The organism is Pseudomonas sp. OST1909 (assembly GCF_015277575.1).
Taxonomy (GTDB): Bacteria; Pseudomonadota; Gammaproteobacteria; order Pseudomonadales; family Pseudomonadaceae; genus Aquipseudomonas; species Aquipseudomonas synxantha_A.
This window is the reverse complement of record NZ_CP063780.1, coordinates 558721-584011: the sequence shown is the minus strand read 5'-3', so window position 1 is coordinate 584011 and position 25291 is coordinate 558721. Positions and strand designations below refer to the sequence as shown.

Sequence of the window (25291 nt, the reverse complement as noted above, 5' to 3'; positions counted from 1 at the left end):
GCATCGGGCACGGGCCGGATACGTGGAAGACCGTTATCGCGGAACAACTCTCGCAAGCTGAAACCACCAAAGCCCCGGATTACGGGGCTTTGCGCTTTTTGGAAAAATTTTATGGGTGAAATTGCAAACTCTGGCACGCGCCCTGCAACAACCCTCGTACAACCCAGTTTCGGGGACCTTGGTACAGGCAGGCCGAGAATCCCCTCTTTAACACCGAAGCCCTTGGCTTCATCCGTTTTGGGAGCCCTGGTACAGGCAGGCCGGGAACTCCCTCTTTTATTGCTCCTGGAGATGGATCTCCAACCGCCAGCGGTCGTTGACCGCTTCGCCTGTCCACTCCCCACGCAACGGCCGCGCCGCCACCAGGTTCAGCAGCAAACCGCCATCGGTCTTGCGCACGCGCCAGTTCACATCCTTGTCGTTGACCTTGAGCTGCCCGCTGGCCGCCTTGCCCTGGGCGTCAAACAGCAGCGCCACGGTGCCCTCGATATGCTCGCCGTGCAGCTTGGGTTCGCTGTTGAACCACACCACCACGCCGTCCGCCGCGGTTTCGACCTGTTGCAGCTCAACCGGATCCGGGGTGGTGAGGCGGCCGATCATCAGGCCTACCATGAGGCCGACAATCGCCAATGAACCCATGACCCTCGGCAATAGCTTCGGCCTCGGGTCTTCTTCAGGGGTAGAATGCAGCGCATCTTTGCCTTCGGAGCCGTGCATGTTTCACGTCATCCTTTTTCAACCAGAAATTCCGCCGAATACCGGCAACGTTATCAGGCTGTGCGCCAACAGTGGCTGCCACCTGCATTTGATCGAGCCGTTGGGCTTCGACATGGACGACAAGCGCCTGCGCCGCGCCGGGCTGGACTACCACGAGTACGCCACCCTCAAGCGTCACGCCGACCTGGCCAGTTGCCTGGAAAGCCTGGGCCATCCGCGCCTGTTCGCGTTCACCACCAAGGGTTCGCGCCCGTTTCACGATGCCAGCTTTGCCGAGGGCGATGCCTTCCTGTTCGGCCCGGAAAGCCGTGGCCTGCCGGCCGAGGTGCTCGACGCATTGCCCGATGGCCACCGCCTGCGTTTGCCGATGCGCGAGGGCTGCCGCAGCCTGAACCTGTCCAACACCGTCGCAGTGGCCGTCTACGAAGGCTGGCGCCAGCTTGGCTTTAAGTAACACCGCATAACAAATGTGGGAGGGGGCTTGCCCCCGATGACGGAGTGTCAGTCAACATCTAAGTGACTGGTCCACCGCTATCGGGGGCAAGCCCCCTCCCACATTTTTTATCGCATCGACTTACTGAACGGTCGGCGCGCCTTCCTGTTGCATGCGCTGCAGCTCTTGGGCGTACAGGGCATCGAAGTTCACCGGAGCCAGCATCAGTGCCGGGAACGAGCCACGGGTGACCAGGCTGTCCAGGGTCTCACGGGCATACGGGAACAGGATGTTCGGGCAGAACGCGCCCAGGGTGTGGCTCATGGACGCTTCGTCCAGGCCCTGGATCAGGAAGATGCCGGCCTGTTGCACTTCAGCGATGAAGGCCACTTCTTCGCCGTTCTTGACGGTGACCGACAGGGTCAGCACCACTTCGTGGAAGTCGCCTTCCAGGGCTTTCTGACGGGTGTTCAGGTCCAGCGCAACGCTTGGGGTCCATTCCTGACGGAAGATCGTCGGGCTTTTCGGCGCTTCGAACGACAGGTCACGCACGTAGATGCGCTGCAGCGAAAACTGTGGGCCTTGGTCTTGCGCTGCTTCGGTGTTCTGTTGATCAGTCATCGCAGATCCTTCTTTATCTTGGGGTTCTTAAGGGGTTAGCAGTCAGACGGACAGCAGCGCATCAAGTTTACCGGCGCGCTCCAGAGCGAACAGGTCATCGCAACCACCGATGTGCTTGGCGCCGATCCAGATCTGCGGGACCGACGTGCGGCCGGCCTTCTGGGCCATTTCGGCACGCACCTGGGGCTTGCCATCGACCTTGATCTCTTCGAAGGCAACACCCTTTTTCTCAAGCAGGGCCTTGGCCCGCATGCAGTAAGGGCACCAATCGCTGGAATACACGACAACCTGGCTCATATCACTTCACCAACGGCAGGTTATCGCCACGCCAGCTGCTGATACCACCCGACAGCTTGGCGGCGGTGAAGCCGGTCTTGAGCATCTCGCGGGCGTGGGTGCCGGAGTGCTGGCCTTGGGCGTCGACCAGGATGATGGTCTTGGCCTTGTATTTTTCCAGCTCGGCCAAGCGTGCGATCAGCTTGTCCTGGGGAATGTTCAGGGCGCCAACGATATGGCCGGCGGCATAATCCTTGGCCGGGCGAATATCGACGACAACGGCCTCATCCTTGTTGACCAGCGCGGTCAGCTCCGACGTGCTCAGGCTGCGACCACCGCGGCTCAGTTCATGTGCGATCAGCAACGCCAGCAGGATGACGAAGGCACCCACGAGCAGGTAGTGGGCAGTGGCAAATGCAATCAGGTGATCAACCATCAAGGAGGTTCCAGGGCGTTAAAATGGCGGTAAGTATACACAGCCGCCAAGGAGGGCCAACCCCCGTAAAGCGGTGACGCGCTCGGAACTTCGCTTTAAACTGCCACTCCCTTTTCCATTGTCTTCCTTTATTACCGCCGCGAGAGGATCTATGACTACCACGCCTAAACCTTTGGTCCTGATAATTCTCGATGGCTTCGGACACAGTGAAAGCCACCACGACAACGCCGTGTACTCGGCCAACAAGCCCGTGCTGGACCGCCTGAGCGCTACCGTCCCCAACGGATTGATCTCCGGTTCCGGCATGGACGTGGGCCTGCCGGACGGCCAGATGGGCAACTCGGAAGTCGGCCACATGAACCTCGGCGCCGGACGAGTGGTATACCAGGACTTCACCCGCGTCACCAAAGCGATCCGCGATGGCGAGTTCTTCGAGAACCCGACCATCTGCGCCGCGGTCGATAAAGCCGTGGCCGCCGGCAAGGCCGTGCATTTCATGGGCCTGCTGTCGGACGGCGGCGTACACAGCCATCAGGACCATCTGGTGGCAATGGCCGAACTGGCCTTCAAGCGCGGCGCCGACAAGATCTACCTGCACGCCTTCCTCGACGGCCGCGACACCCCGCCGAAAAGCGCGCAATCGTCCATCGAACTGCTCGACACCACCTTCGCCGCCCTCGGCAAGGGCCGCATCGCCAGCCTGGTGGGCCGTTACTTTGCCATGGACCGCGACAACCGCTGGGACCGCGTGTCCCAGGCCTACAACCTGATCGTCGACGGCCAGGCCGAATTCAATGCCGCCACGGCCCAGGAAGGCCTGGAAGCGGCCTACGCCCGTGGCGAGAGCGATGAGTTCGTCAAAGCCACCACCATCGGCGAGCCGGTGAAGGTCGAAGACGGCGACGCCGTAGTATTCATGAACTTCCGCGCCGACCGTGCCCGCGAGTTGAGCCATGTGTTCGTCGATGAAGGTTTCAAGGACTTCGAGCGCGCACGCCAGCCGAAAGTCGAGTTCGTCATGCTCACCCAATACGCCGCCAACATCCCGGCCCCGTCGGCGTTCGCCCCGGGCAGCCTGGAAAACGTGCTGGGTGATTACTTGGCGAAAAACGGCAAGACCCAGCTGCGCATCGCCGAGACCGAGAAGTACGCCCACGTGACGTTCTTCTTCTCCGGCGGCCGCGAAGAACCGTTCCCGGGCGAAGAGCGCATCCTGATCCCATCGCCAAAAGTCGCCACCTACGACCTGCAGCCGGAAATGAGTGCGCCGGAAGTGACCGATAAGATCGTCGATGCCATCGACAACCAGCGTTACGACGTGATCGTCGTCAACTACGCCAACGGCGACATGGTCGGCCATAGTGGCAACCTGGAAGCGGCGGTAAAGGCCGTTGAATGCCTGGACCTGTGCGTTGGCCGCATTGTCGACGCCCTAGAAAAAGTCGGCGGCGAAGCGCTGATCACCGCAGACCATGGCAACTGCGAGCAGATGTCCGACGAGTCCACCGGTCAGGCGCATACCGCCCACACCACCGAGCCGGTGCCGTTCATCTACGTTGGCAAGCGCGACTTCAAAGTGCGTAATGGAGGCGTACTGGCGGATGTGGCGCCGACCATGCTGATGCTGATGGGGCTGGAGCAACCGAAGGAGATGACCGGGACCTCCATCCTGGTCTGATCCAAAGTACGCCACAAAACAGTGTGGGAGCGGGCTTGCCCGCGATAGCGGCTAATCAGTCGACATCTATGTCGCTGACCCACCGCAATCGCGGGCAAGCCCGCTCCCACATTGGTTTTGTGGCGTTTGGTAGATATCTTTTTGCCATACCACCGCCACTCGGCACCTATCTTGCCCGCAAGCCCCAATTGGGCGTTTTTTTTGCAGCGCTTGGCGGGCATACTAGGCCGTCCTTTTCCCCTGGTGTCGCCCGCCTCTATGCTTCGCGCCTTGATAACCCTTGCTCTTGTCTGCCTGCTCCAACCGGCGTTTGCCGATGAGCGCGCACAAACCCAACAACAGTTGGACGCTACGCGTCAGGACATTACCGAGCTGAAAAAGCTGCTCGGCAAGCTCCAGGAAGAAAAATCCGGGGTGCAAAAAGACCTGCGCGGCACGGAAACCGAAATGGGCAAGCTTGAGAAGCAGGTCCAGGAGTTGCAAAAAGAACTAAAGAAGAGCGAGTCGGAACTGGAGCGACTCGACGCTGAGAAAAAAAAACTCCAGAGCGCACGCGTTGAACAGCAACGCCTGATCGCGATCCAGGCCCGCGCCGCCTACCAGAGCGGCCGCCAGGAATACCTCAAGCTGCTGCTCAACCAGCAGAACCCGGAAAAATTCGCCCGCACCCTCACCTATTACGATTACCTGAGCCAGGCGCGCCTGGCGCAATTGAAGGGTTTCAATGAAACCCTGCGCCAATTGGCCAATGTCGAGCAGGAAATTGCCGACCAGCAGTCGCAACTGCTCGACCAGAAAAGCGCCCTCGACGTTCAGCGCGACCAGTTGGACAAGGTACGCAAGGAGCGCCAGCAGGCCCTGGCCAAGCTCAACAGCGATGTAAAAGCCCGCGACGCCAAGCTCCAGGCCCGCGAGCAGGATCAGGCCGACCTGGCCAAAGTGCTCAAGACCATCGAAGAAACCCTGGCCCGCCAGGCACGCGAGGCCGAAGAAGCGCGGCAAAAAGCGCTGATCGCCCAGCAGGAAGCGGAAAAAAAGCGTCAGCGTGAGGCCGAACTGGCTGCCACCAGCGACGCGCCGGCACCGCGCAAACCCGCGCGCGCCAGCCCCGGCCCGCTGGTTTCCAGCAGCGGCGAGTCGTTCGGCGGCCCTTTTGCTTCAGCGCGGGGCAAACTTCCATGGCCGGTTGATGGTCGACTATTGGCACGCTTTGGGGAAACCCGTGGCGATGACACCCGCGCCAAGTGGGATGGGGTGATGATCAGCGCCTCAGCCGGCAGCCAGGTCCATGCCGTTCACGGTGGGCGCGTGGTGTTTGCCGATTGGCTGCGGGGCGCCGGTTTACTGGTGATTCTCGACCATGGAAATGGCTATTTGAGCCTTTACGGCCACAATCAGACATTACTCAAGTCGGCAGGTGATGTTGTAAAAGCCGGTGAATCCATCTCCACTGTCGGTAACAGTGGCGGCCAGGACACCCCGGCGCTGTACTTCGCTATTCGTCAGCAGGGTCGCCCGAGCGATCCCGCACAATGGTGCCGTTCCCAAGGATAGGGCCGCATCTACATTAGGAGTTCGTTCGACATGCTGCATTTGTCCCGCCTCACTTCGCTGGCCCTGACGATCGCCCTGGTGATCGGCGCGCCTCTGGCTTTTGCCGACCAGGCTGCACCCGCTGCAATGGCCGCGACCACCAAGGCGCCGTTGCCGCTGGATGAGCTGCGCACCTTTGCCGAGGTCATGGACCGGATCAAGGCAGCGTATGTCGAACCCGTAGACGACAAGGCCCTGCTGGAAAATGCCATCAAGGGCATGCTCAGCAACCTCGACCCGCACTCCGCCTACCTGGGCCCTGAAGATTTCGCCGAGCTGCAGGAAAGCACCAGCGGCGAGTTCGGTGGCCTGGGCATCGAAGTGGGCTCCGAAGACGGCCAGATCAAAGTGGTCTCGCCCATCGACGATACCCCTGCATCCAAGGCCGGTATCCAGGCCGGCGACCTGATCGTGAAGATCAACGGCCAGCCGACCCGTGGCCAGAGCATGACCGAGGCCGTCGACAAGATGCGCGGCAAGCTCGGCCAGAAAATCACCCTGACCCTGGTACGCGACGGCGGCAACCCGTTTGACGTGACCCTGGCCCGCGCGACCATCACGGTCAAGAGCGTGAAGAGCCAGTTGCTGGAGTCGGGCTACGGCTACATCCGTATCACCCAGTTCCAGGTCAAGACCGGCGACGAAGTGGCCAAGGCCCTGGCCAAGCTGCGCAAAGACAATGGCAAGAAACTCAACGGCATCGTGCTCGACCTGCGCAACAACCCCGGCGGCGTGTTGCAGTCGGCAGTTGAGGTGGTCGACCACTTTGTCACCAAGGGCCTGATCGTTTATACCAAAGGCCGTATCGCCAACTCCGAACTGCGCTTCTCGGCCACCGGCAACGACCTGAGCGAAAACGTGCCGTTGGCGGTGCTGATCAACGGCGGCAGTGCCTCGGCGTCGGAAATCGTCGCCGGCGCCCTGCAAGACCTCAAGCGCGGCGTGCTGATGGGCACCACCAGTTTCGGCAAAGGCTCGGTGCAGACGGTGTTACCGTTGAACAACGAACGCGCATTGAAAATCACCACAGCGCTGTATTACACACCGAACGGCCGCTCGATCCAGGCCCAAGGCATCGTGCCGGACATCGAAGTGCGCAGGGCCAAGATCACCAACGAGATCGACGGCGAGTACTACAAGGAGGCCGACCTGCAGGGTCACTTGGGCAATGGCAACGGCGGTGCCGACCAGCCTACCGGTAGCGGCGCCAAGGCCAAACCGATGCCGCAGGACGATGACTACCAACTGGCCCAGGCGCTGAGCCTGCTCAAGGGCCTGAGCATCACGCGCAGCCGTTGATCATGCGTTTTGCCCTGATCATCGCTGTGCTGTGCAGCCTGGCAGGTGTCGCTCACGCGGCCCCTGCCGGCGAACCCCACAAAGCCTACCTGACCCTCATCATCGACGACCTGGGGCAAAACCTGCCGCGCGATCGCCGTGTACTTGCGCTGCCCGGCCCGGTGACCGCCGCGATCATGCCCGACACGCCCCATGCCGCCGAATTCGCCCGCGAGGCGCACAAGGCCGGCAAGATCGTGATCCTGCACATGCCCATGGACCCGGCCACCGGCCCCTTCGCCTGGCACCCCGAGCTGCCGGTGGAAGAACTCGGCAAGCGCCTGGACGCCGCGTTTGAAGCCGTGCCCTACACTGCCGGTATCAACAACCATATGGGCAGCCGCATGACCGCGCAGCCGCAGGCCATGACGTGGTTGATGGCCGAGCTGCAACGGCGCCACAAGTTCTTTGTGGACAGCCGCACCAGCGCGCAGACCGTCGCCGCCGCCGAGGCGCAGAAGATCGGGCTGGCGCATGTATCGCGGGATGTGTTCCTCGATGACGAACGCACCGAGGCGGCGATTACCACCCAACTGCAAACCGCAATCAAGCTGGCGCATAAGCAGGGTTCGGCGGTGATGATCGGGCACCCTTACCCACAGACCCTGGCGGTGCTGGAGCGCGAGCTGCCCAAGCTCAAGGCCCAGGGCGTGGAGTGGATCAATATCAAGTTGATGATCAGCGTGCGCAGTAACCAGGCCATGAGTGCCCACGGCAAAAACGGCATTTACCGCTAAATGAAGGCAGCGAAGATCCAATGTGGGAGGGGGCTTGCCCCCGATGGCGGTGTGTCAGCTGAAAATGTATTGGCTGATCTACTGCTATCGGGGGCAAGCCCCCTCCCACATTTTGACCGCGTTTATTCTGCGCAACTGCCAACTTCAGAGGTAACGCGCCATGATTTCGTCTACACGACCGCTCTTGCGTAACTCATCCAGCGCAGCCTGGAGCTTGGCGACCACCTCATCAGGCACTTCCCTGTTCAACGCCAAATAAAGCTGCGCACTGTTGAACCGCAACACCGTCTTGAGCCCGCTCACACCCACCTGGCGCGCTAGATAACGCCCGGCGGGATCGCCAGTGGCCCACAGGTCGATCTGGCCATCCATGAGCTTTTGCGCATTGTCCTGATCGCGCAGAGCGACAATCGGATTGAGCCCCTGTTTTCCCAAGGTTTCGGCAATCGCGTCGCCCTTGTAAGCGCCGATCCTGTAGCGGCGGGCGTGCTCAAGATCGTCGAGCTGGATATTGCTGTCAGCCTTGGCCAGCAGCACCCAATCGTCCGGGCCGATGGGGCCGACCCATTTGAACAAGGCTTCACGGTCCGGCAGCCGCGCCATCACAAATACACCGTAGCCAGGCTTTTCCAGGGCGAGTTTGTAGATTCGCTCCCAAGGAAAACGCAACGTAAGGTTGTAGGAAATGCCGGCGCGCTGGAAGGTTTCGCGCACAATGTCCACGGCGATGCCTTCGATGTTCTCGTCCTTGGCGAAGTTCTTGCCGTTTTTCGCCATGTTGTAGGGCGGGAAATTTTCCGTCAGCAGCACCAGGGAGGCGTCAGACGGCTCTTCGGCTTGGGCCGTACCGGCCATGAGCATGGAGGTACTGGCGAGGGCGAGCAGCAGGTGTTTGAACATGAAGGCTACCGGAATCCATGGCAAGCGCAGAGAGTGCCGCGAGCCTGCCATGGTGTCCAGCAGCGTTTAGCGAACGACGATACCGCGCGCTGCCATGTAGGCCTTGGCCTCAGGTACGGTGTATTCACCAAAGTGGAAAATACTCGCCGCCAGCACTGCGCTGGCATGGCCTTCGATAACACCGTCGGCCAAATGCTGCAGGTTACCGACGCCACCGGAGGCGATCACCGGGATACCCAGTGCATCGCTGATAGCGCGGGTCACGCCCAGGTCGAAGCCGTTTTTCATGCCGTCCTGGTCCATGCTGGTCAGCAGGATTTCACCGGCGCCCAAGCCTTCCATCTTCATCGCCCACTCCACCGCGTCCAGCCCGGTAGGTTTGCGCCCGCCGTGGGTGAAGATCTCCCAGCGCGGGGTTTCGCCCGGGCCGGAGACCTTCTTGGCATCGATCGCGACCACGATGCACTGCGAGCCGAAGTGTTGCGCAGCTTCACCGACGAACTCGGGGTTGAATACCGCGGCAGTATTGATCGAGACCTTGTCCGCGCCGGCATTGAGCAGGTTGCGGATGTCTTGCACAGTGCGCACGCCACCGCCCACGGTCAACGGGATGAACACCTGGCTGGCCATGCGCTCGACGGTATGCAATGTGGTGTCGCGGCCATCGACGCTGGCGGTGATGTCGAGAAAGGTAATCTCGTCGGCACCCTGCTCATCGTAACGACGGGCGATTTCCACCGGGTCGCCGGCATCGCGGATATTCTCGAACTTGACGCCCTTGACCACCCGACCGTTGTCGACGTCCAGGCAAGGGATGATGCGTTTGGCCAGCGCCATGGTCAGTCCTCAGCCGTTGTAGGCGTCGCAGTAAGCCTGGGCTTCGGCAACGTCCAGGGTACCTTCGTAAATCGCACGGCCAGTGATGGCGCCGATGATGCCAGGCGCCTTGGCGTCCAGCAGCGACTTGATATCGCCCAGGTTGTGAATGCCGCCGGAAGCGATCACCGGAATCTTCGTGGCCGCTGCCAAGGCTGCGGTGAACGGCACATTGCAGCCCTGCATCATGCCGTCTTTGGCGATATCGGTATAAACGATGGCGGACACGCCGTCGGCTTCGAACTGCTTGGCCAGGTCGATCACCTGCACGGTGCTGATCTCAGCCCAGCCGTCGGTAGCCACGAAGCCGTCTTTGGCATCCAGTCCGACGATGACCTTGCCTGGGAACGCACGGCAGGCTTCGGCGACGAAGGCCGGGTCTTTCACGGCCTTGGTGCCGATGATCACGTAGCTCACGCCAGCTTTGACGTAATGCTCGATGGTTTCCAGGGAGCGAATGCCGCCGCCGATCTGGATCGGCAGGTTCGGGTAGCGCTTGGCAATCGCGGTGACCACCTCACCATTGACCGGCTGGCCTTCGAAGGCACCGTTCAAGTCCACCAGATGCAAACGACGGCAGCCACCTTCCACCCATTTGGCGGCCATGCTCACCGGGTCGTCGGAGAACACCGTGGAATCTTCCATGCGGCCCTGGCGCAGGCGTACACAAGCGCCGTCCTTGAGATCGATAGCGGGGATAATCAGCATCTGGCAAACCTTATTCGATATTCAGCAATGCTTGGGAAATCAGGGTTTCTCAAGCGACCACAAGTCGCTTTCGATGCTTTCGAACCTTTCCTTAAGGAGCGTCTGCGTGTCGAAAATCGCCCTGTTGTAATAGTGCGGTGCCACTTCGGTGGTGAACAGCTCAAGAATCTCGGCGACCTCGAACGAGCCCAGCTTGAGCTCGAAGCGGTCTTCCATGAAACGCTTGATCTTGTCGGTTGCCTCACGCTCTTGCTCGGGCGTGAGGTTCAAGATCGGCGGCTTCGGTTTCTTGGCCATTTACCAGCGACCATCCCACGCGGCGAAGTTCTGCAGCAATTGCAGGCCATGGGTATGGCTCTTTTCCGGGTGGAATTGCACGGCAAAACGCGAACCCTCGGCCAGCGCTGCGGCGAAGTCGACACCGTAGTGCCCACCACCCACCACCTGGCGCGGGTTACCGGCAGCGATGTAGTAACTGTGCACGAAGTAGAAACGCGCCATGTCCGGGATTTCGTGCCACAGCGGGTGGTCGACAGTGCGGCGCACCTCGTTCCAGCCCATGTGCGGGACCTTCAAATGCTCGCCGTCTTCATGCAAGTCTTTGCCGAAGAACTTCACCTGGCCGGGAAACATACCGATGCAATCGACGCCGCCGTTCTCCTCACTGCTGTCGAGCAAGGCTTGCATGCCGACGCAGATACCGAGGAATGGACGATCCTGGCTGACCTCGCGCACCAGGCTGTCAAAGCCCAGGCGGCGGATTTCGGCCATGCAATCACGAATCGCACCGACGCCTGGGAACACCACTCTGTCGGCTTCGCGAATCACGTTGGCATCGCTGGTGATCAGCACCTTGCCGGCGCCTACGTGTTCGAGGGCCTTGGCCACCGAGTGCAGGTTGCCCATGCCGTAGTCGATAACCGCGACCGTCTGCATTACAGGACGCCCTTGGTCGACGGCATTTGCCCGCCCATGCGCTCATCGACTTCCACAGCCATGCGCAGTGCGCGGCCGAAAGCCTTGAACACGGTTTCGATCTGGTGGTGGGTGTTGGTGCCGCGCAGGTTGTCGATATGCAGGCTGACCAGTGCGTGGTTGACGAAGCCCTGGAAGAATTCCTGGAACAGGTCCACATCAAAGCCACGGCCCACGTTGGCGCGGGTGTAGGGCACGTGCATCTGCAGGCCTGGGCGGCCGGAGAAGTCGATCACCACACGCGACAGCGCTTCATCCAGCGGAACATAGGCATGACCGTAGCGACGGATGCCTTTCTTGTCGCCGATAGCCTTGGCAAATGCCTGGCCGAGGGTGATGCCCACGTCTTCCACCATGTGGTGGTCGTCGATGTGCAGGTCGCCCTTGCCGACGATATCCAGGTCGATCAGCCCATGACGGGCGATCTGGTCCAGCATGTGCTCAAGAAAAGGGACACCGATATCAAATCGGGCCTTTCCGGTGCCATCCAGGTTGATCGAGGCTTTGATCTGGGTTTCCAGAGTGTCGCGCTCGACAGACGCCTTACGTTCGGCCATCACCAGCTCCGCAAAATCATTGGGCGAAAAAGGCAGCCATTATAGGGGCGCGGGCGCCAAACAGAAACATCGAAGGGGATAAGACTGACGGCGTGTCGGAGATAGACATGTGCGTACATGCATAACCAATGTGGGAGGGGGCTTGCTCCCGATAGCGGTAGATCAGTCAACAATGCACTGACTGATGCGCCGCCATCGGGAGCAAGCCCTCTCCCACACTTGGTATCAGTGGAACAGTACTGCGGTTTTCTGCAGGGTCACCCACACACCCCACGCCAACGGAATACCTACCACCAGCCAGGCAGCGATCGCCAACGGCTTGCTGGCGGCGGAGGCCTTCCACTCCAGCACGGTGGACGCATCGGCCCCCTTGTCATGCCCGAGCGCCTGTTCGGCGGCCAGTTCGGCATCGGTCATGAAGTACTTGTCGGCCACCGGGCGCACCAGCAGGTTGCAGATGAAACCCAGCACCAGCAGGCCGGCAAGGATGTACAACGTGATGTCATACGCCGCGGCGCGTTCAACGCCGATGCTCAACTGGTACTCACGCAGGTAGTTCACCAGTACCGGCCCCAACACGCCCGCAGCAGCCCAGGCGGTCAGCAGGCGACCGTGAATAGCACCGACCATCTGGGTACCGAACAAGTCGGCCAGGTAAGCCGGGACCGTCGCAAAACCACCGCCGTACATCGACAGGATGATGCAGAACGCCGCCACGAACAGCGCCACGTTGCCCAGATGCCCCAGGTTCGGGATCAGCGCGTACAGGGCAAAGCCCAAGGCGAAGAACACGAAGTAGGTATTCTTACGTCCCAGATAGTCGGAGAACGACGCCCAGAAGAACCGGCCACCAATGTTGAACAGGCTCAACAGGCCGGTAAAACCAGCGGCAATGGCTGCAATGGAGGCAAGCTGACCCGCATCCAGCTGGCCAAATGGCACATCAACACCCAGCAACTTGCCGCCGAACACTTCCTGCAACAGTGGCGAGGCCATGCCGAGGATGCCGATACCGGCCGATACGTTCAGGCACAACACCAGCCATACCAGGCGGAATTGCGGGGTTTTCCACGCGACATTCACATGCACGTGGCGGTGAGTGATCATCGCGTTGCTGGCTTTTTTCGCCGGCGCGGTCCAGCCCTCAGGCTTCCAGCCGGTCGGCGGCACGCGATACAGCAGTGCGCCACCGATCATGAACACGAAGTAAATCGCCGCCATGACCACAAAGCTCTGCCATACACCCACGCTGGTCGGCGAAGAGAAATGCCCCATCAGTGCCGCAGCCAGGGGCGCACCCACCATCGCGCCGCCGCCGAAGCCCATGATCGCCATGCCGGTAGCCATGCCGCGCTTGTCCGGGAACCACTTGATCAAGGTCGAAACGGGCGAGATATAGCCCAGACCCAGGCCGATACCGCCAATGACCCCGGAGCCGATCCACATCAGCCAGATCTGGTGGGTATAGATGCCCAGCGCCGAGATCAGCAGGCCACCGCACCAGCACAACGCCGAGACGACACCGGCCTTGCGTGGCCCGGCATGTTCCAGCCAGCCGCCCCAGATCGCGGCCGAGCAGCCCAGGAAGATGAAGAACAGGGTGTAGATCCAACCCAGCATGGAGATGGGCCAGTCGCATTGGGACGAGAAGACTTGGGCGATAAAGCTCATGTCTGGCGCGCAGGCGACCGGTGCGGTGATACCCAGCGCTTTGGACAACGGCAGCCAAAACACCGAGAAGCCGTAGGCCATGCCGATGCACAGGTGGATGGCCAGGGCGGCCGGTGGAACCAGCCAGCGGTTGAACCCGGGCTTGGCGATAATGCGCTCCTTGGACAGGAACGCAGGCTGTGCGGCGGCGGTGCCGGCCACAGTGCTAGTGCTCATTGGTGTTTCCCCCAGTTATTGGTATGCGTCCGTCAGGCGCTCTCCTCCTCGGCCTTGCACGCAAAGCGTGGCCGTTTTTTTGAGTGAAGCTCCATTTAGGCGCGACGTTAAGTCGCAGAAGGCGGACGAACGTGCAGAGATTAGCACCAGTGGATGACAGAAAAATCAAACTGCCACTACCTTTTTAGGATTATCTGTACTTTTTTGACGTCAAAATCTCATTTCGGCCCCCGTGGATACAATGTAACGATCCGTGAACTGACGCAGGCCGTCGGGCGTTATACTCTTCGGCTAAATTTTGAAATCGACATACAAGGACTCGCCCATGAAAGCGTTCGGCAAAATCCTGGGTCTGGTACTTCTCGGGCTGTTGCTGATCATTGTGGCGCTCGGCTTTGCCCTGACCCACCTCTTCGATCCCAACGACTACAAAGAAGAAATTCGCCAGATAGCCCGCGACAAGGCCCACATCGAGCTGACGCTCAATGGCGATATCGGCTGGAGCCTGTTCCCCTGGCTGGGCCTGGAGTTGCACGAGGCCAGCGTCGCGACCCTGACCGCACCGACTCAACCTTTCGCCGACTTGCAGATGCTCGGCCTGTCGGTACGCGTACTGCCGCTGCTGCGCCGTGAAGTGCAGATGAGCGATGTACGTGTCGAGGGCCTGAACCTGCGCCTGAACCGCGACAAGCAGGGCCATGGCAACTGGGAAGACATCGGCAAGAACCTGCCCGACGAAACCACGGACGCCCCCGCGCCGGCCCCCGTCGAAACGGTGGCTGAAACCAAGCCGGAAAAACCCCCGCAGCCGATCCGCCTGGACATCGACAGCCTGACCATCAACAACGCTCGCGTGGAATACACCGATGAGCAGACCGGCAAGCAATTGAGTGCCGAGAGCATCCAGTTGAGCGCCGGTGCCATCCACGAAGGCGCCAGCATTCCGCTCAAACTCACCGCGTTCCTGGGCAGTAACCAGCCGTTGATGCGCGTCAAGACCGAGCTGAACGGCAACTTGCGCATCCAGCGTGCCCTCAAGCGCTACCAGTTCGAAGACATGCGCCTGAGCGGCGAAGCCACCGGCGAACCGCTGCAAGGCAAGACCGTCAGCTTCTCCACCCAGGGCCAATTGTTGGTGGATCTGGCGGCCAACGTCGCCGAATGGACCAACCTGAAACTGTCGGCCAACCAGTTGCGCGCCTTGGGCGAACTGAAGGTCAACGACCTGGACAAGACCCCGCAGGTCAGTGGTGCGTTGTCTGTGGCCCAGTTCGATCTGGCCAGGTTCCTTGAGAGCGTTGGCCACCCGCTGCCGGCCATGGCCCCAGGTAGCCTGAGCAAGGTCGAGCTGGTGAGCCGTCTCAAGGGCACGCCTACCAGCGTCGCCCTGGAAAACCTGAACCTGAAACTCGACGAAAGCACCTTCAGCGGCCGTGTCGCTGTCGATGATTTCGCCAAGCAGTCCCTGCGCGTACAGCTCAAGGCCGATATCTTCAATGCCGACAACTACTTGCCGGCCAAATCAGAAGCAGCCAAAGGCGCAACCGCCGCTCGCCAGGCCGAAGTGCAGAACAGCGAGGCTGGTGCGATGGCAGCCGGCGGCAACACGCCACTGCCGGACGCCCCGACCAAAGGCGCCTGGAGTACCGACAAGCTGCTGCCGCTGACCCGCCTGCGCAGCCTGGATATCGACGCCGACCTTGCGTTCGGCCAATTGACCCTGAGCCAGCTGCCGATCCAGAACGCGGCGCTGAAAGCCTCCGGCATCGACGGCCAGCTCAAGCTCGACACCCTGAGCGGTGGGCTCTACAACGGCACCTTCCAGGCCAACGGCACGCTCGATGTGCGCCAGGACCTCCCGCTTCTGGCCATGCAAACCCATATCAAGCAAGTACCGGTTGAGAAGATCCTGCAGGCCCAGGGGAAAAACCCGCCGGTCAAAGGCCTGGTCACCCTGGACAGCAACCTGACCGGGCGTGGCAACAGCCAGAAGGCGTTGATCGACAGCCTCAACGGCACCGCCAGCTTTGTGATCAATAACGGCGTGTTGCTCAACGCCAATATCGAGCAACAAGTCTGCACCGGTATCGCCCTGCTCAACCGCAAGACCCTGGCCAGCACGCCACCGGGCAAGGACACCCCCTTCCAGGAACTGCGCGGCAACCTGACGTTGCGTAACGGCGTGGCCAGCAACCCTGACCTGAAAGTGCGTATCCCAGGGCTGACGGTCAATGGCAACGGCGATGTCGACTTGCGCGTGCTGGGCATGGACTACCGCGTCGGCATCATTGTCGAAGGCGACAAGCGCGAGGTGCCGGACCCGGCCTGCCAGGTCGGCGCCAACTTCCAGGGCATTGAGGTGCCATTGCGCTGCCGTGGCCCGCTGGAGCTGGGCGCCAAGGCCTGCCGCCTGGACAAGGACGGCCTGGGCCAGGTCGCCCTCAAGGCTGCCGGCAATCGCCTGAACGAGAAGCTGGAAGAGAAGCTCGACAAGGTTAATCCCAAGCTCAAAGACGCATTGAAAGGCCTGTTCAACCGATGAGAAACGAGCAGTTTTCAGAGGCGGTGCTGGATTGGTACGACCGTCACGGCCGCCATGACCTGCCCTGGCAACAGGGCATCACCCCGTACCGGGTGTGGGTGTCGGAGATCATGCTGCAACAGACCCAGGTCAGCACGGTGCTCAATTACTTCGACCGGTTCATGGCGTCCCTGCCGACGGTCGAAGCCCTGGCCGCCGCGCCGGAAGACGAAGTGCTGCACCTGTGGACCGGCCTGGGCTACTACACCCGGGCGCGCAACCTGCAAAAGACCGCCAGGATCGTGGTGAACGAGTACGGCGGCGAGTTTCCCCGCGATGTGGAAAAACTCACCGAGCTGCCCGGCATCGGCCTGTCCACCGCTGGCGCGATTGCCAGCCTGAGCATGGGCCTGCGCGCGCCGATCCTCGACGGCAACGTCAAGCGCGTGCTGGCGCGCTTTACCGCCCAAGAGGGTTACCCGGGCGAGCCCAAGGTGGCCAAGCAGCTGTGGGCCACCGCAGAGCGCTTTACCCCCCATACCCGCGTCAACGCCTACACCCAGGCGATGATGGACATGGGCGCCACGCTTTGCACCCGCAGCAAACCCAGCTGCCTGCTGTGTCCGCTGGAAAAAGGCTGCGAAGCCCACATGCTCGGCCTGGAGACGCGTTACCCGATCCCCAAACCGCGCAAGACCATCCCGCAAAAGCGCACGCTGATGCCCATGCTGGCGAACGCCGAGGGCGCGATCCTGCTTTACCGTCGCCCCTCCACGGGCCTGTGGGGCGGTTTGTGGAGCTTGCCCGAGCTGGATGACCTGAGCGACCTCGACCACCTGGCCAACCAGCACGCACTCGCACTGGGCAAGCATCAGGAACTGCCGGGGTTGATCCACACCTTCAGCCACTTCCAGCTGGCTATCGAACCCTGGCTGGTCCAGGTCGAGGAATCCGCCCATCACGTGGCCGAGGCCGACTGGCTCTGGTATAACCTCGCCACCCCGCCGCGCCTGGGCCTTGCCGCCCCGGTGAAAAAACTGCTGAAGCACGCGGCGCAAGCATTGAACGCAGGAGTTTCGTCATGACCCGCACCGTTATCTGCCGCAAGTACAAAGAAGAACTGCCAGCCCTGGAGCGCCCTCCGTACCCAGGTGCCAAGGGCCAGGACATTTACGACCACGTCTCCGCCAAAGCCTGGGGTGACTGGCTGAAACACCAGACCCTGCTGATCAACGAAAAACGCCTGAACATGATGAACGCCGAAGACCGCAAATACCTGGCCGGCGAAATGGACAAGTTCTTTTCCGGCGAGGAATACGCCAAGGCCGACGGCTACGTGCCGCCTGCTCAATAATTGATCAAAAACCGGGGTCTGCACGTAAGCGACGGTAATAATTAAATATTTTTTGAAAACTTGCTTGACGACCCCCTGAAAAACCCGTTTAATGCGCCCCGTTGCCCAGATAGCTCAGTCGGTAGAGCAGGGGATTGAAAATCCCCGTGTCGGCGGTTCGATTCCGTCTCTGGGCACCAAAATACCGAGAAACCCCAAGGAACAATGTGTCCTTGGGGTTTTTTATTGCCTGCGATTTAATGGGCCCTGGATCACCCTGGACCCGGATGCCGAGCAGGAGCGCTTTGACTCAGGCAATCAGGATACCGGCACCGATCAAGTCAATCGGCAAAGCCGTCGAGGGAGTGAGCCTTCCAATCGCCTGGATTTGAAATACTCCCTGGCACCAGATAGTACGGACGCAAAAAATGCTCAAGGAAATATGTATGAAGTATTGCTGGATCGCACTTGCCCTGCTGCTTGGCGCCTGCGCAAGAACCCCTTCCCCAGAGCAACTGGCAGAACAGCAGCTATGGGAACAACAGTTGATAAGCCATATACAACTGTTCAAATTTTACCCGGCAAACGCTCAGGCGCAGGGGCTGGAAGGCCAGGTCAATATTGAATTCATCATCGATGCCCACGGCAATTTGTTGCGTCAGCGCGTGATCAGTCACTCAGGCTCTGAGCTTTTTGTTGCTGCCGTGCAGGCCTCTCTTCCAGCCGCATCGCCAATGCCTGCTCCGCCTGCGTCAGTTCTCAAGGATGGTGAAGTCGAGGTGCGCGCACCCTTTGTGTTTTGCCTGACCCTATCCTGCGCAGGCTAAGCTAAGCCCCAGAGCGATTGAGGCTTGTTTTTCACTGGCGTCAATCGTTCACCCTTTACCCAATTCACAGCTGTAAGGTTTCTTTCATGACACGCCTCTTGCTCTGCTCGCTATTACTGCTGACTGCACTACTCAGTGGATGCGCCACGCAAATGGACGTAGCGATCAACGCGACACCCGATCCGGACTATCACTTCGACCGCCAGGCAACCGTACTGGTGACGTCTGTCGGGGGCAGCGACGAAAACGCACTCAATGCCCGCTACTACCTGCGCGACATGGTCAGCGCCATGAAGGACCAGGGCTTTCGCAATGTCTTTACCGACACCACGCTTCCCAAGAACCATGCACCGATCAAAATGACCATCACCCTTGACGTCGAAAGCAAGCAGGTCACTTACCGCTACACCGCTACCGAGTATGGCCAGGTGGCAAACAGCACCACCACGCAGTGCAAGAAGAACAAGAAAAAGACCGATCAACTGACCTGCACCAGCACCCCGAACACCTCCTATGGCCCGGTAGGCACATCGGAACGCACCGGTTACACCACCCTCACCACCTTCCGGGCTACCGCGCGGGACGAGGCGAGCAGGCGCGCCGTGTATGTGCTTCGAGTATCGTCCTATAACGACGATTGCCAGGCGGCCAAGGTCGAAGCCTTCCTGGTGCAGCAGGGCCTGCAGAACCTGAACTTCCAGGACCGCGTGCAGCGCAATTACACGGTGACGATGCCTGAGGGGTATCGCTGCAAATAGTCAGCCGCTCAATAGGCCCTCTGTGCGAGGGCCTCTTCACCTGAGCAAAAACACCATCAACGGATTGTCATTCAACCGCCCCGCAAAGCTTGGCGCCAATTGCTCCACCGGCGAGCCTTTCAACAGCGCAGTCTCCTTGCGCGGCACAATCACCCAGCATGGTCGCGGCAGCTCACTCAGTTTCTCAAGCTGGTGACGCCCGACAAACAGTGGCTGCTCATCGTGATCCAGATTCATCATGTAGCGCACCGCCCAGGTGTCTCGGGCCAGGTCGACAAATACCAAAGGGCCCGGCTGTGATTCCCGCAGCGCCTCCACCTGGCTGACAAACCGTCGGGTGTCGAATTGCAGGTCCTTGGCCGGTTCTATCACCGCTACCAGCAACAACCATTGCGCCGCCAGTGCGATCACGCTGAGCCATACCAAACGCAACGGCCGGCGCCAGGCAATCAACGCCGCGAGTTGCAACACCGCCAACACACCAATCATCAGCGGCAGGGAAATATCCGGCCAATAGCCCTGCTTGTGCCAGGCGTTCCGACACACAAACAACACAACCACGCACAACACCGGTAACGCTGCGACAAGCCCTTCGTAACAACGGCGCACGCCCAACAGCCAACCTTGCGCCTGGAGCAGCCCATAGGCCGCAACAGCCGCAAACATCGGCACCATCGGCAAGATGTAATAAGCGCGCTTGAAGTGCGGCACTGACAACCCGAGCAGAATCATCAAGCCACACGCCCCGAGGCGCACTAGCAGTTGCAGCTGCCCGTCGACCCAGCGCTCAGGCCAGCGATCGCGTAGCGCGACCAGAGTGGCTAACGCCAGCGGCACCACCGGGAAGTAACGGTACAAACTCAGCTGGAAATAGAAATAGAACGGCTCACCGGACTCATCCAGGCGCCCGCCGACCTGCATCCTGAACACCTCATCAGCAAAGGCATCACCGCCACTCAATCGCGCAAGCTTTATCAGCAGCCACCAGCACACCGCGAGCAGCACCAGGCCGATAACCCCGTGGATCATGACTTGCCGGACGCGTTCGCCCGGCCTGCCCAGCGCCCAATACACGCACACCACTCCACACACCTCGATCAACCCCAGCGGGCCACGAATGGCAAAGGCCAGGACGAACAACGGGAACACCGCCAGTTGCCTCAGCGTCGACCCCAGGCGCTCACCACTGTGCAGCAGATATAAGCTGCCGACACACAGCAGCGCAATCATCTGGTCCAGGCAGACCGAACGCGATTTTTCGAGCAACTGGGTGGTGAGCAGCGTCAGCAGCACCGTCAAAAATGCCCATGGGCGACTGAACGGCGCCAGCAGGCGGTACATCAGCGCGATCACACCGGCCGATGCAAGCGCGGTGGGCAGCACATTCGCCAGATGGTTCGGCGCATCAAACCAGCGGGCGAATACAAAACTGAAGAAGGTCGCGGTGCCTGGGTAGTCCGCGTAAGGCTGACCGTAAGTAGTGGGGAAAAAGCTTGCGCCGTGGCGAAACATTTCCTGCATGAACAGCGCCCAGCGCCCATCAAAACCCTGAGGCTGCTGATCCCAGATCCCCAACGTGAACAACAACAGGGCGATCAGAAAGAGGCCCAAGGACTCCAGGCGAAAACGGTTGCGATGATCCATCGGGTGACCTGTCAGGTGGGAAGCGCTGGCGTATGGTGCCGAGCACTGCCCTGAATAGCGCCTGAACAAACCTGAACATTCACGCTTTTATCGACTTGCGGGCCACACCACTGCCGGGATCAGGCGAACGTAGACCAACTCGGCCACCAACTCGACCAAGGTTTGCAGGATCACCGCTGCGGCAGCCAACCCGCGCATGTCCTCCGGCAAAGCCAGCGCCAATGGCAATACCACCAGCGAGTTGCGCGTCGAAGCACTGAACGTCACCGCCCGTGCGCTTGGCGCAGGCAGCGCAAACAGTCGCGCAGCCAGGATCCCCATCAGCGGTGCCAGCAGTACGAAGCCCAGGTAGATCGCAAGCACCGGCAGCAGCAGGTCGATGTCGCGCATCACCGATGTGATTTGCGACCCGATCACCACGAACAGCACCAGGGCCATCGCCGGCACCGGCAACCACGCCCACGCACTGCTCCATTTGTCGACCAGCCTTGATCGTCGCGCCAGGTAGGCCGTCAGCACAGCCAGCAGCATCGGCACCACGATCAACAACAGGAATGCCTCGATAAACGGGCCGATCTCAACCACCACACCCGAGTGTGCGTCCAGCATAAAACCCAGGTACACCGGCAGCAGTGCCAACTGCAGCAGCAACAGCAACGGTGTGGCCGCCAGCATCAACCGCGAATCGCCCTTGCCGATGTGGGTGAACACCACCACGTAATCAATACAGGGCGTCAACAACACCAGTAATGCCCCCACCAACAGCGCGGGATGCCCCAGCAGGCCACGGGTCAGCGCCCACACCAGCAATGGCACCAGAACAAAGTTGGCCAGCAACAACGCCGAGACAAAGCGGATATTGCCCAAACCCTGGCGCAGATCGAGGAAAGGAATCTGCAGGAACATCGCGTACATCAATACCGCGATGGCAGGCGTGATCAATACGCTCAAACCGTGAGCCACTAGAGGCGCGAACATTCCACAGGCAACGGCCAGCAGGATGGCGACAAAATAGAACGGGATCTGGTTATGCTCAAGGGCATCGCGGGTCATGAAGACGCTCTGGCAGATGACAAAGGCGTAGCCTATTGATCTATGGCCTGGTGGTCGAGCGCGATGAACGACCAAACCCCGCCCGGATTTCCTTGGGATTTGCCCCAACCTGCGCTTCAATACTCCACCCCGATCCAGAACCCAAGGATGTTGAGCCCATGGCCTCGCCGAACAAGCAGCAAAAACGCGCCCAGCGGGCAAAGACCAAGGCCAAGCAAAACCGCACCCAGCGCGCCGTCGCGGCCAAGCCGGATGCGTTCGCCGGCGACGACAGCCGCATCGATCTTGAATCGGTGGACTTGACCGAACTGTTCGTCGAGATGCGCACCGCAGGCGAGATCAGCCAGCAGGCACTGTGCGCGGTATTCCTGGCGCACCCGCTGTTGGCGTTGGTGCTGGAGCAGGAAGGCGAAGAGGAAGCGACCGACTTTATCCTGGCGGCGCTGATTGAATATCGGCAGTGGGCCACTGACAGCGATGACGAGGCCGCTGCGTTGGCGTGGATCGAATCGCCGCAATTCCAGGCGGACTATGTAGCAGCATCCCAGGCGCTGACAGCCTCAACAGACTGACACATATCAAAATGTGGGAGGGGGCTCGCTCCCGATGGCAGAGTCTCAGTCAACATCCAAGTGACTGACACACCGCCATCGGGGGCAAGCCCCCTCCCACATTTGCGTCACATTCCGTCAGTTGAGCACTGCTGCGCCTACCTTCTGGGCCTTGCGGCGGCTCGCCACGAACAACCCAGCCAGCACCACCAGCAAGCTCAACACTCCCGTCGCGATGATCTCGACCCGGTGCGCTTCCTGGAACAGCATGATGGTCAACGTACCGACGATAAACACCATCACGGCGTACGTCAGGCCAGGAAACAGCCACATTTTGAACACGATCTTCTCGCCCGCCGCCGCACGCTTTTGACGCATGCGCAGTTGCGACACGGCAATCACCAGATACACCAGCAACGCAATGGCGCCGGAGCTGGCCAGCAGGAATTCGAACACGGCCGCCGGGGCCACGTAGTTGGCAAATACCGCCAGGAACGCCGCACCGGTGGACAGCAACACCGCCCAATAAGGTGTACCACTTTTGTTGGTGCGCTTGGCCACCGCTGGTGCATCACCGCGACGCCCGAGGGAGAACAACATACGCGAGGCGGTGTAGAGCGCCGAGTTGAGGCAACTGGTAACAGCCACCAGCACCACCAGGTCGACGATCAGCTTGGCATTCGGGATGCCCATGCGCTCAAGTACCGTCTGGTAGGAACCTACGGCGGCCAGGGTCGGATCGTTCCAAGGCACCAGCGACACGACAATGAAGATCGACAGCAGGTAAAACAAACCAATCCGCCAGATGACCGAGTTGGTGGCCTTGGTGATTTGCTGGCCGGGGTTCTTGGATTCCGCTGCAGCGATGGTGACGATCTCAGTGCCCATGAACGAGAACATGGTGGTCAGGATCGCTGCCAGAACCGCGCCCATCCCATTAGGCATAAAGCCCTGGGTATCGAACAGGTGCGAAACACCGCTGACCTGGCTGGTGGGCAAAAAGCCGAAGATCGCGGCCAGGCCGAGGATTACAAAGCCGACGATGGCCACGACTTTAATCAACGCAAACCAGAACTCGAACTCACCGTAGTTCTTCACGCTGAACAGGTTGGTTGCAGTCAGCAACAACGTAATGACCAGGGTAAACACCCAAATCGCCACGTCGGGGAACCAGGCGTGCAGGATAGTCGCCGCCGCGTTGGCTTCCAACGGAATCACCAGCACCCAGAACCACCAGTACAACCAACCAATGGTAAACCCAGCCCAGTGACCAATTGCGCGGTCGGCATAGGTAGAGAACGAACCGGTATCGGGTGACGCCACAGCCATCTCGGCCAGCATCCGCATCACCAGCACCACCAACGTACCGGCGGCCGCGTAGGCCAGCAGCACGGCGGGGCCGGCGGCAGCAATCGCATGGCCAGAGCCTACAAACAAACCTGCGCCGATTACGCCGGCAATCGACAGCATGGTGACATGCCGCGGCTTGAGCCCCTGTTCGAGGTCATTGGAGCTTTGAGTACTACTCATTGACACACCTTTGCGAGGAATTGCGAAAACGGGTTCGCCCGGCCTGCAGCCTTTCTCGTGAAAAGAATCCAACAGGGCGTTCTTTATTTTTTACGCAAGATTTGCGCCAAAATGTAACAGAGCCGCCATTGACGCGGGTTGTAGGACAATTCATCGGCGCTCGCAAGTCTTTGAGAATCATGGCATTCCGCTATAGCGTTACCGTGCGACTCACCTTCAAGCCAATCAGACGCACCAAAAACACACACAAAAAGTACGTGACGCCCCATAAACGGGCTGATATGGACCGTTTGCCCGGTTAACCCTTCCAACACCCGGCCAAAGCTGGCACCATCGCGCCCTTTTTTACGCGAAGCCTGTGGATCTTTCCGGTTCAAACGTCTGTAGGTTGTTGATGGCGCGACACGCTACTGCGCCGATGCGACACACTGCCGCAGACCACCAGTTAACCGTCCGCAGCGCTGTTGGCTGTCATCCAAACGCTATGCTAGCTTGGCGCCTCGCCAGGAAGGCGGCCCAACAGCGAAGATCGCAACGAACACAATGAGGACCGCACATGGCCCAGGCCACGCCCGCGCTTGAAATCCGCAACTTGCACAAACGCTATGGTGAGCTTGAGGTACTCAAGGGTATCTCGCTGACCGCTCGCGACGGCGATGTGATCTCGATCCTGGGTTCCTCCGGTTCCGGCAAGTCCACCTTCCTGCGTTGCATCAACCTGCTGGAAAACCCGCATCAGGGCCAGATCCTGGTAGCTGGCGAAGAGCTCAAGCTCAAAGCCGCAAAAAACGGCGAGCTGATGGCCGCCGACGGCAAGCAGATCAACCGCCTGCGCAGCGAAATTGGTTTTGTGTTTCAAAACTTTAACCTGTGGCCGCACATGAGCATCCTCGACAACATCATCGAGGCCCCTCGTCGCGTGCTCGGCCAAAGCAAGGCTGAAGCAATAGAAGTGGCCGAGGCCTTGCTGGCCAAGGTCGGTATTGCCGACAAGCGCCACGCGTACCCTGCACAACTCTCCGGCGGCCAGCAACAACGGGCGGCGATTGCGCGCACCCTGGCGATGCAACCCAAGGTCATCCTGTTCGATGAACCCACGTCGGCGCTTGACCCGGAAATGGTTCAGGAAGTACTTAATGTGATCCGCGCACTGGCCGAAGAAGGCCGCACCATGCTGCTGGTCACCCACGAAATGGGCTTCGCCCGCCAGGTATCCAGCGAAGTGGTGTTTTTGCACCAGGGCCTGGTCGAAGAGCAAGGATCGCCACAGCAGGTGTTTGAAAACCCGCTTTCGGCGCGCTGCAAACAATTCATGTCCAGCAACCGCTAACGGAGCAACATG

At 60.3% G+C, this 25291-nt stretch carries 26 protein-coding genes and 1 tRNA gene; 13 read left to right on the top strand and 14 right to left on the bottom strand.

Features of this window, described 5'->3' with window-relative positions; genetic code table 11:
* Positions 1 to 276: 276 nt before the first annotated feature.
* Entirely contained in the window at positions 277 to 717 is a 441-nt protein-coding gene (locus IH404_RS02605) for a hypothetical protein (protein ID WP_194439862.1), read from the bottom strand.
* Here IH404_RS02605 and IH404_RS02600 point away from each other — a divergent pair.
* Entirely contained in the window at positions 716 to 1171 is a 456-nt protein-coding gene (locus IH404_RS02600; protein ID WP_003171120.1) for a tRNA (cytidine(34)-2'-O)-methyltransferase, read from the top strand. The two genes, IH404_RS02605 and IH404_RS02600, sit on opposite strands and share 2 nt — an antisense overlap.
* Before the next feature lie 120 nt (positions 1172 to 1291).
* Here the strand turns inward: IH404_RS02600 and secB are convergent, their stop codons facing one another.
* The 3 genes from secB to IH404_RS02585 are packed head-to-tail and all read right to left on the bottom strand — an operon-like array spanning position 1292 to position 2483.
* A complete protein-coding gene (gene secB / locus IH404_RS02595; protein ID WP_194439860.1) occupies positions 1292 to 1771 on the bottom strand; it encodes a protein-export chaperone SecB in 480 nt (159 codons plus the stop codon).
* Between the two features lie 42 nt (positions 1772 to 1813).
* On the bottom strand, positions 1814 to 2068 hold the full coding sequence (grxC, locus tag IH404_RS02590) for a glutaredoxin 3 (protein WP_005783931.1): 255 nt from the start codon (positions 2066 to 2068) through the stop codon (positions 1814 to 1816).
* Position 2069: 1 nt separating this feature from the next.
* Positions 2070 to 2483, bottom strand: a complete 414-nt coding sequence (locus IH404_RS02585; protein WP_003187796.1) for a rhodanese-like domain-containing protein — start codon at positions 2481 to 2483, stop codon at positions 2070 to 2072.
* Positions 2484 to 2634: 151 nt separating this feature from the next.
* Here IH404_RS02585 and gpmI point away from each other — a divergent pair, with 151 nt between their 5' ends.
* The 4 genes from gpmI to IH404_RS02565 all read left to right on the top strand — a co-directional run bounded on the left by gpmI (position 2635) and on the right by IH404_RS02565 (position 7829).
* Entirely contained in the window at positions 2635 to 4161 is a 1527-nt protein-coding gene (gene gpmI / locus IH404_RS02580) for a 2,3-bisphosphoglycerate-independent phosphoglycerate mutase (RefSeq protein ID WP_005783929.1), read from the top strand.
* 258 nt (positions 4162 to 4419) lie between these two features.
* On the top strand, positions 4420 to 5715 hold the full coding sequence (locus IH404_RS02575; RefSeq protein ID WP_005783927.1) for a murein hydrolase activator EnvC: 1296 nt from the start codon (positions 4420 to 4422) through the stop codon (positions 5713 to 5715).
* A gap of 30 nt (positions 5716 to 5745) precedes the next feature.
* Positions 5746 to 7053 (top strand): S41 family peptidase, encoded by a 1308-nt coding sequence (locus tag IH404_RS02570; protein WP_005783925.1) that lies wholly within the window; start codon positions 5746 to 5748, stop codon positions 7051 to 7053.
* A gap of 2 nt (positions 7054 to 7055) precedes the next feature.
* Positions 7056 to 7829 carry a divergent polysaccharide deacetylase family protein gene (locus tag IH404_RS02565; RefSeq protein WP_194439858.1) on the top strand — a complete coding sequence of 258 codons (774 nt, stop codon included), beginning with the start codon at positions 7056 to 7058 and terminating at the stop codon, positions 7827 to 7829.
* Between the two features lie 144 nt (positions 7830 to 7973).
* Here IH404_RS02565 and IH404_RS02560 read toward each other — a convergent pair whose 3' ends face one another.
* The 7 genes from IH404_RS02560 to IH404_RS02530 all read right to left on the bottom strand — a co-directional run bounded on the left by IH404_RS02560 (position 7974) and on the right by IH404_RS02530 (position 13732).
* Complete coding sequence (locus tag IH404_RS02560; RefSeq protein WP_194439856.1) at positions 7974 to 8729, bottom strand: ABC transporter substrate-binding protein; 756 nt, start codon at positions 8727 to 8729, stop codon at positions 7974 to 7976.
* 66 nt (positions 8730 to 8795) lie between these two features.
* Entirely contained in the window at positions 8796 to 9566 is a 771-nt protein-coding gene (gene hisF, locus IH404_RS02555) for an imidazole glycerol phosphate synthase subunit HisF (RefSeq protein WP_003171107.1), read from the bottom strand.
* 9 nt (positions 9567 to 9575) lie between these two features.
* Positions 9576 to 10313: a 1-(5-phosphoribosyl)-5-[(5-phosphoribosylamino)methylideneamino]imidazole-4-carboxamide isomerase gene (gene hisA / locus IH404_RS02550; RefSeq protein ID WP_003187784.1), complete on the bottom strand. Its 738-nt coding sequence runs from the start codon at positions 10311 to 10313 to the stop codon at positions 9576 to 9578.
* A 39-nt stretch (positions 10314 to 10352) separates the two neighbouring features.
* Positions 10353 to 10610, bottom strand: coding sequence for a DUF2164 domain-containing protein (locus tag IH404_RS02545; protein WP_005783916.1), 258 nt, complete (start codon positions 10608 to 10610; stop codon positions 10353 to 10355).
* Positions 10611 to 11249, bottom strand: coding sequence for an imidazole glycerol phosphate synthase subunit HisH (hisH, locus tag IH404_RS02540; protein WP_005783914.1), 639 nt, complete (start codon positions 11247 to 11249; stop codon positions 10611 to 10613).
* Positions 11249 to 11845, bottom strand: a complete 597-nt coding sequence (gene hisB, locus IH404_RS02535; protein WP_003187781.1) for an imidazoleglycerol-phosphate dehydratase HisB — start codon at positions 11843 to 11845, stop codon at positions 11249 to 11251. The genes hisH and hisB overlap by 1 nt, the downstream gene beginning before the upstream one ends.
* 225 nt (positions 11846 to 12070) lie before the next feature.
* Positions 12071 to 13732: an OFA family MFS transporter gene (locus IH404_RS02530; protein ID WP_005783912.1), complete on the bottom strand. Its 1662-nt coding sequence runs from the start codon at positions 13730 to 13732 to the stop codon at positions 12071 to 12073.
* 325 nt (positions 13733 to 14057) lie between these two features.
* On the opposite strand from IH404_RS02530, the gene IH404_RS02525 reads away from it, so the two are divergent.
* The 6 genes from IH404_RS02525 to IH404_RS02500 all read left to right on the top strand — a co-directional run bounded on the left by IH404_RS02525 (position 14058) and on the right by IH404_RS02500 (position 19171).
* Complete coding sequence (locus IH404_RS02525) at positions 14058 to 16274, top strand: AsmA family protein (protein ID WP_194439854.1); 2217 nt, start codon at positions 14058 to 14060, stop codon at positions 16272 to 16274.
* Positions 16271 to 17338 (top strand): A/G-specific adenine glycosylase, encoded by a 1068-nt coding sequence (gene mutY, locus IH404_RS02520; protein WP_194439853.1) that lies wholly within the window; start codon positions 16271 to 16273, stop codon positions 17336 to 17338. Before IH404_RS02525 ends, mutY begins: the two co-directional genes overlap by 4 nt.
* Complete coding sequence (locus tag IH404_RS02515; protein WP_056782654.1) at positions 17335 to 17607, top strand: oxidative damage protection protein; 273 nt, start codon at positions 17335 to 17337, stop codon at positions 17605 to 17607. Before mutY ends, IH404_RS02515 begins: the two co-directional genes overlap by 4 nt.
* Positions 17608 to 17710: 103 nt before the next feature.
* Positions 17711 to 17786: transfer RNA gene (locus IH404_RS02510), tRNA-Phe, on the top strand.
* A gap of 228 nt (positions 17787 to 18014) precedes the next feature.
* Positions 18015 to 18413: a TonB family protein gene (locus IH404_RS02505; protein WP_232289402.1), complete on the top strand. Its 399-nt coding sequence runs from the start codon at positions 18015 to 18017 to the stop codon at positions 18411 to 18413.
* An 86-nt stretch (positions 18414 to 18499) separates the two neighbouring features.
* The gene (locus tag IH404_RS02500) at positions 18500 to 19171 is read left to right on the top strand and encodes a hypothetical protein (RefSeq protein WP_005783902.1); all 672 of its coding nucleotides are present in this window, start codon (positions 18500 to 18502) and stop codon (positions 19169 to 19171) included.
* 36 nt (positions 19172 to 19207) lie between these two features.
* Here IH404_RS02500 and IH404_RS02495 read toward each other — a convergent pair whose 3' ends face one another.
* Together IH404_RS02495 and IH404_RS02490 are read right to left on the bottom strand one after the other, a co-directional pair.
* A complete protein-coding gene (locus tag IH404_RS02495) occupies positions 19208 to 20815 on the bottom strand; it encodes a glycosyltransferase family 39 protein (protein ID WP_194439852.1) in 1608 nt (535 codons plus the stop codon).
* Positions 20816 to 20902: 87 nt separating this feature from the next.
* The gene (locus IH404_RS02490) at positions 20903 to 21868 is read right to left on the bottom strand and encodes an arsenic resistance protein (RefSeq protein ID WP_194439851.1); all 966 of its coding nucleotides are present in this window, start codon (positions 21866 to 21868) and stop codon (positions 20903 to 20905) included.
* A 158-nt stretch (positions 21869 to 22026) separates the two neighbouring features.
* Here IH404_RS02490 and IH404_RS02485 point away from each other — a divergent pair, with 158 nt between their 5' ends.
* Positions 22027 to 22440: a hypothetical protein gene (locus tag IH404_RS02485; RefSeq protein WP_005783897.1), complete on the top strand. Its 414-nt coding sequence runs from the start codon at positions 22027 to 22029 to the stop codon at positions 22438 to 22440.
* 117 nt (positions 22441 to 22557) lie between these two features.
* Here the strand turns inward: IH404_RS02485 and gabP are convergent, their stop codons facing one another.
* Entirely contained in the window at positions 22558 to 23949 is a 1392-nt protein-coding gene (gene gabP, locus IH404_RS02480; RefSeq protein WP_005783895.1) for a GABA permease, read from the bottom strand.
* 556 nt (positions 23950 to 24505) lie between these two features.
* On the opposite strand from gabP, the gene IH404_RS02475 reads away from it, so the two are divergent.
* Positions 24506 to 25279 (top strand): ABC transporter ATP-binding protein, encoded by a 774-nt coding sequence (locus IH404_RS02475; protein ID WP_003187760.1) that lies wholly within the window; start codon positions 24506 to 24508, stop codon positions 25277 to 25279.
* Positions 25280 to 25291 lie beyond the last annotated feature (12 nt).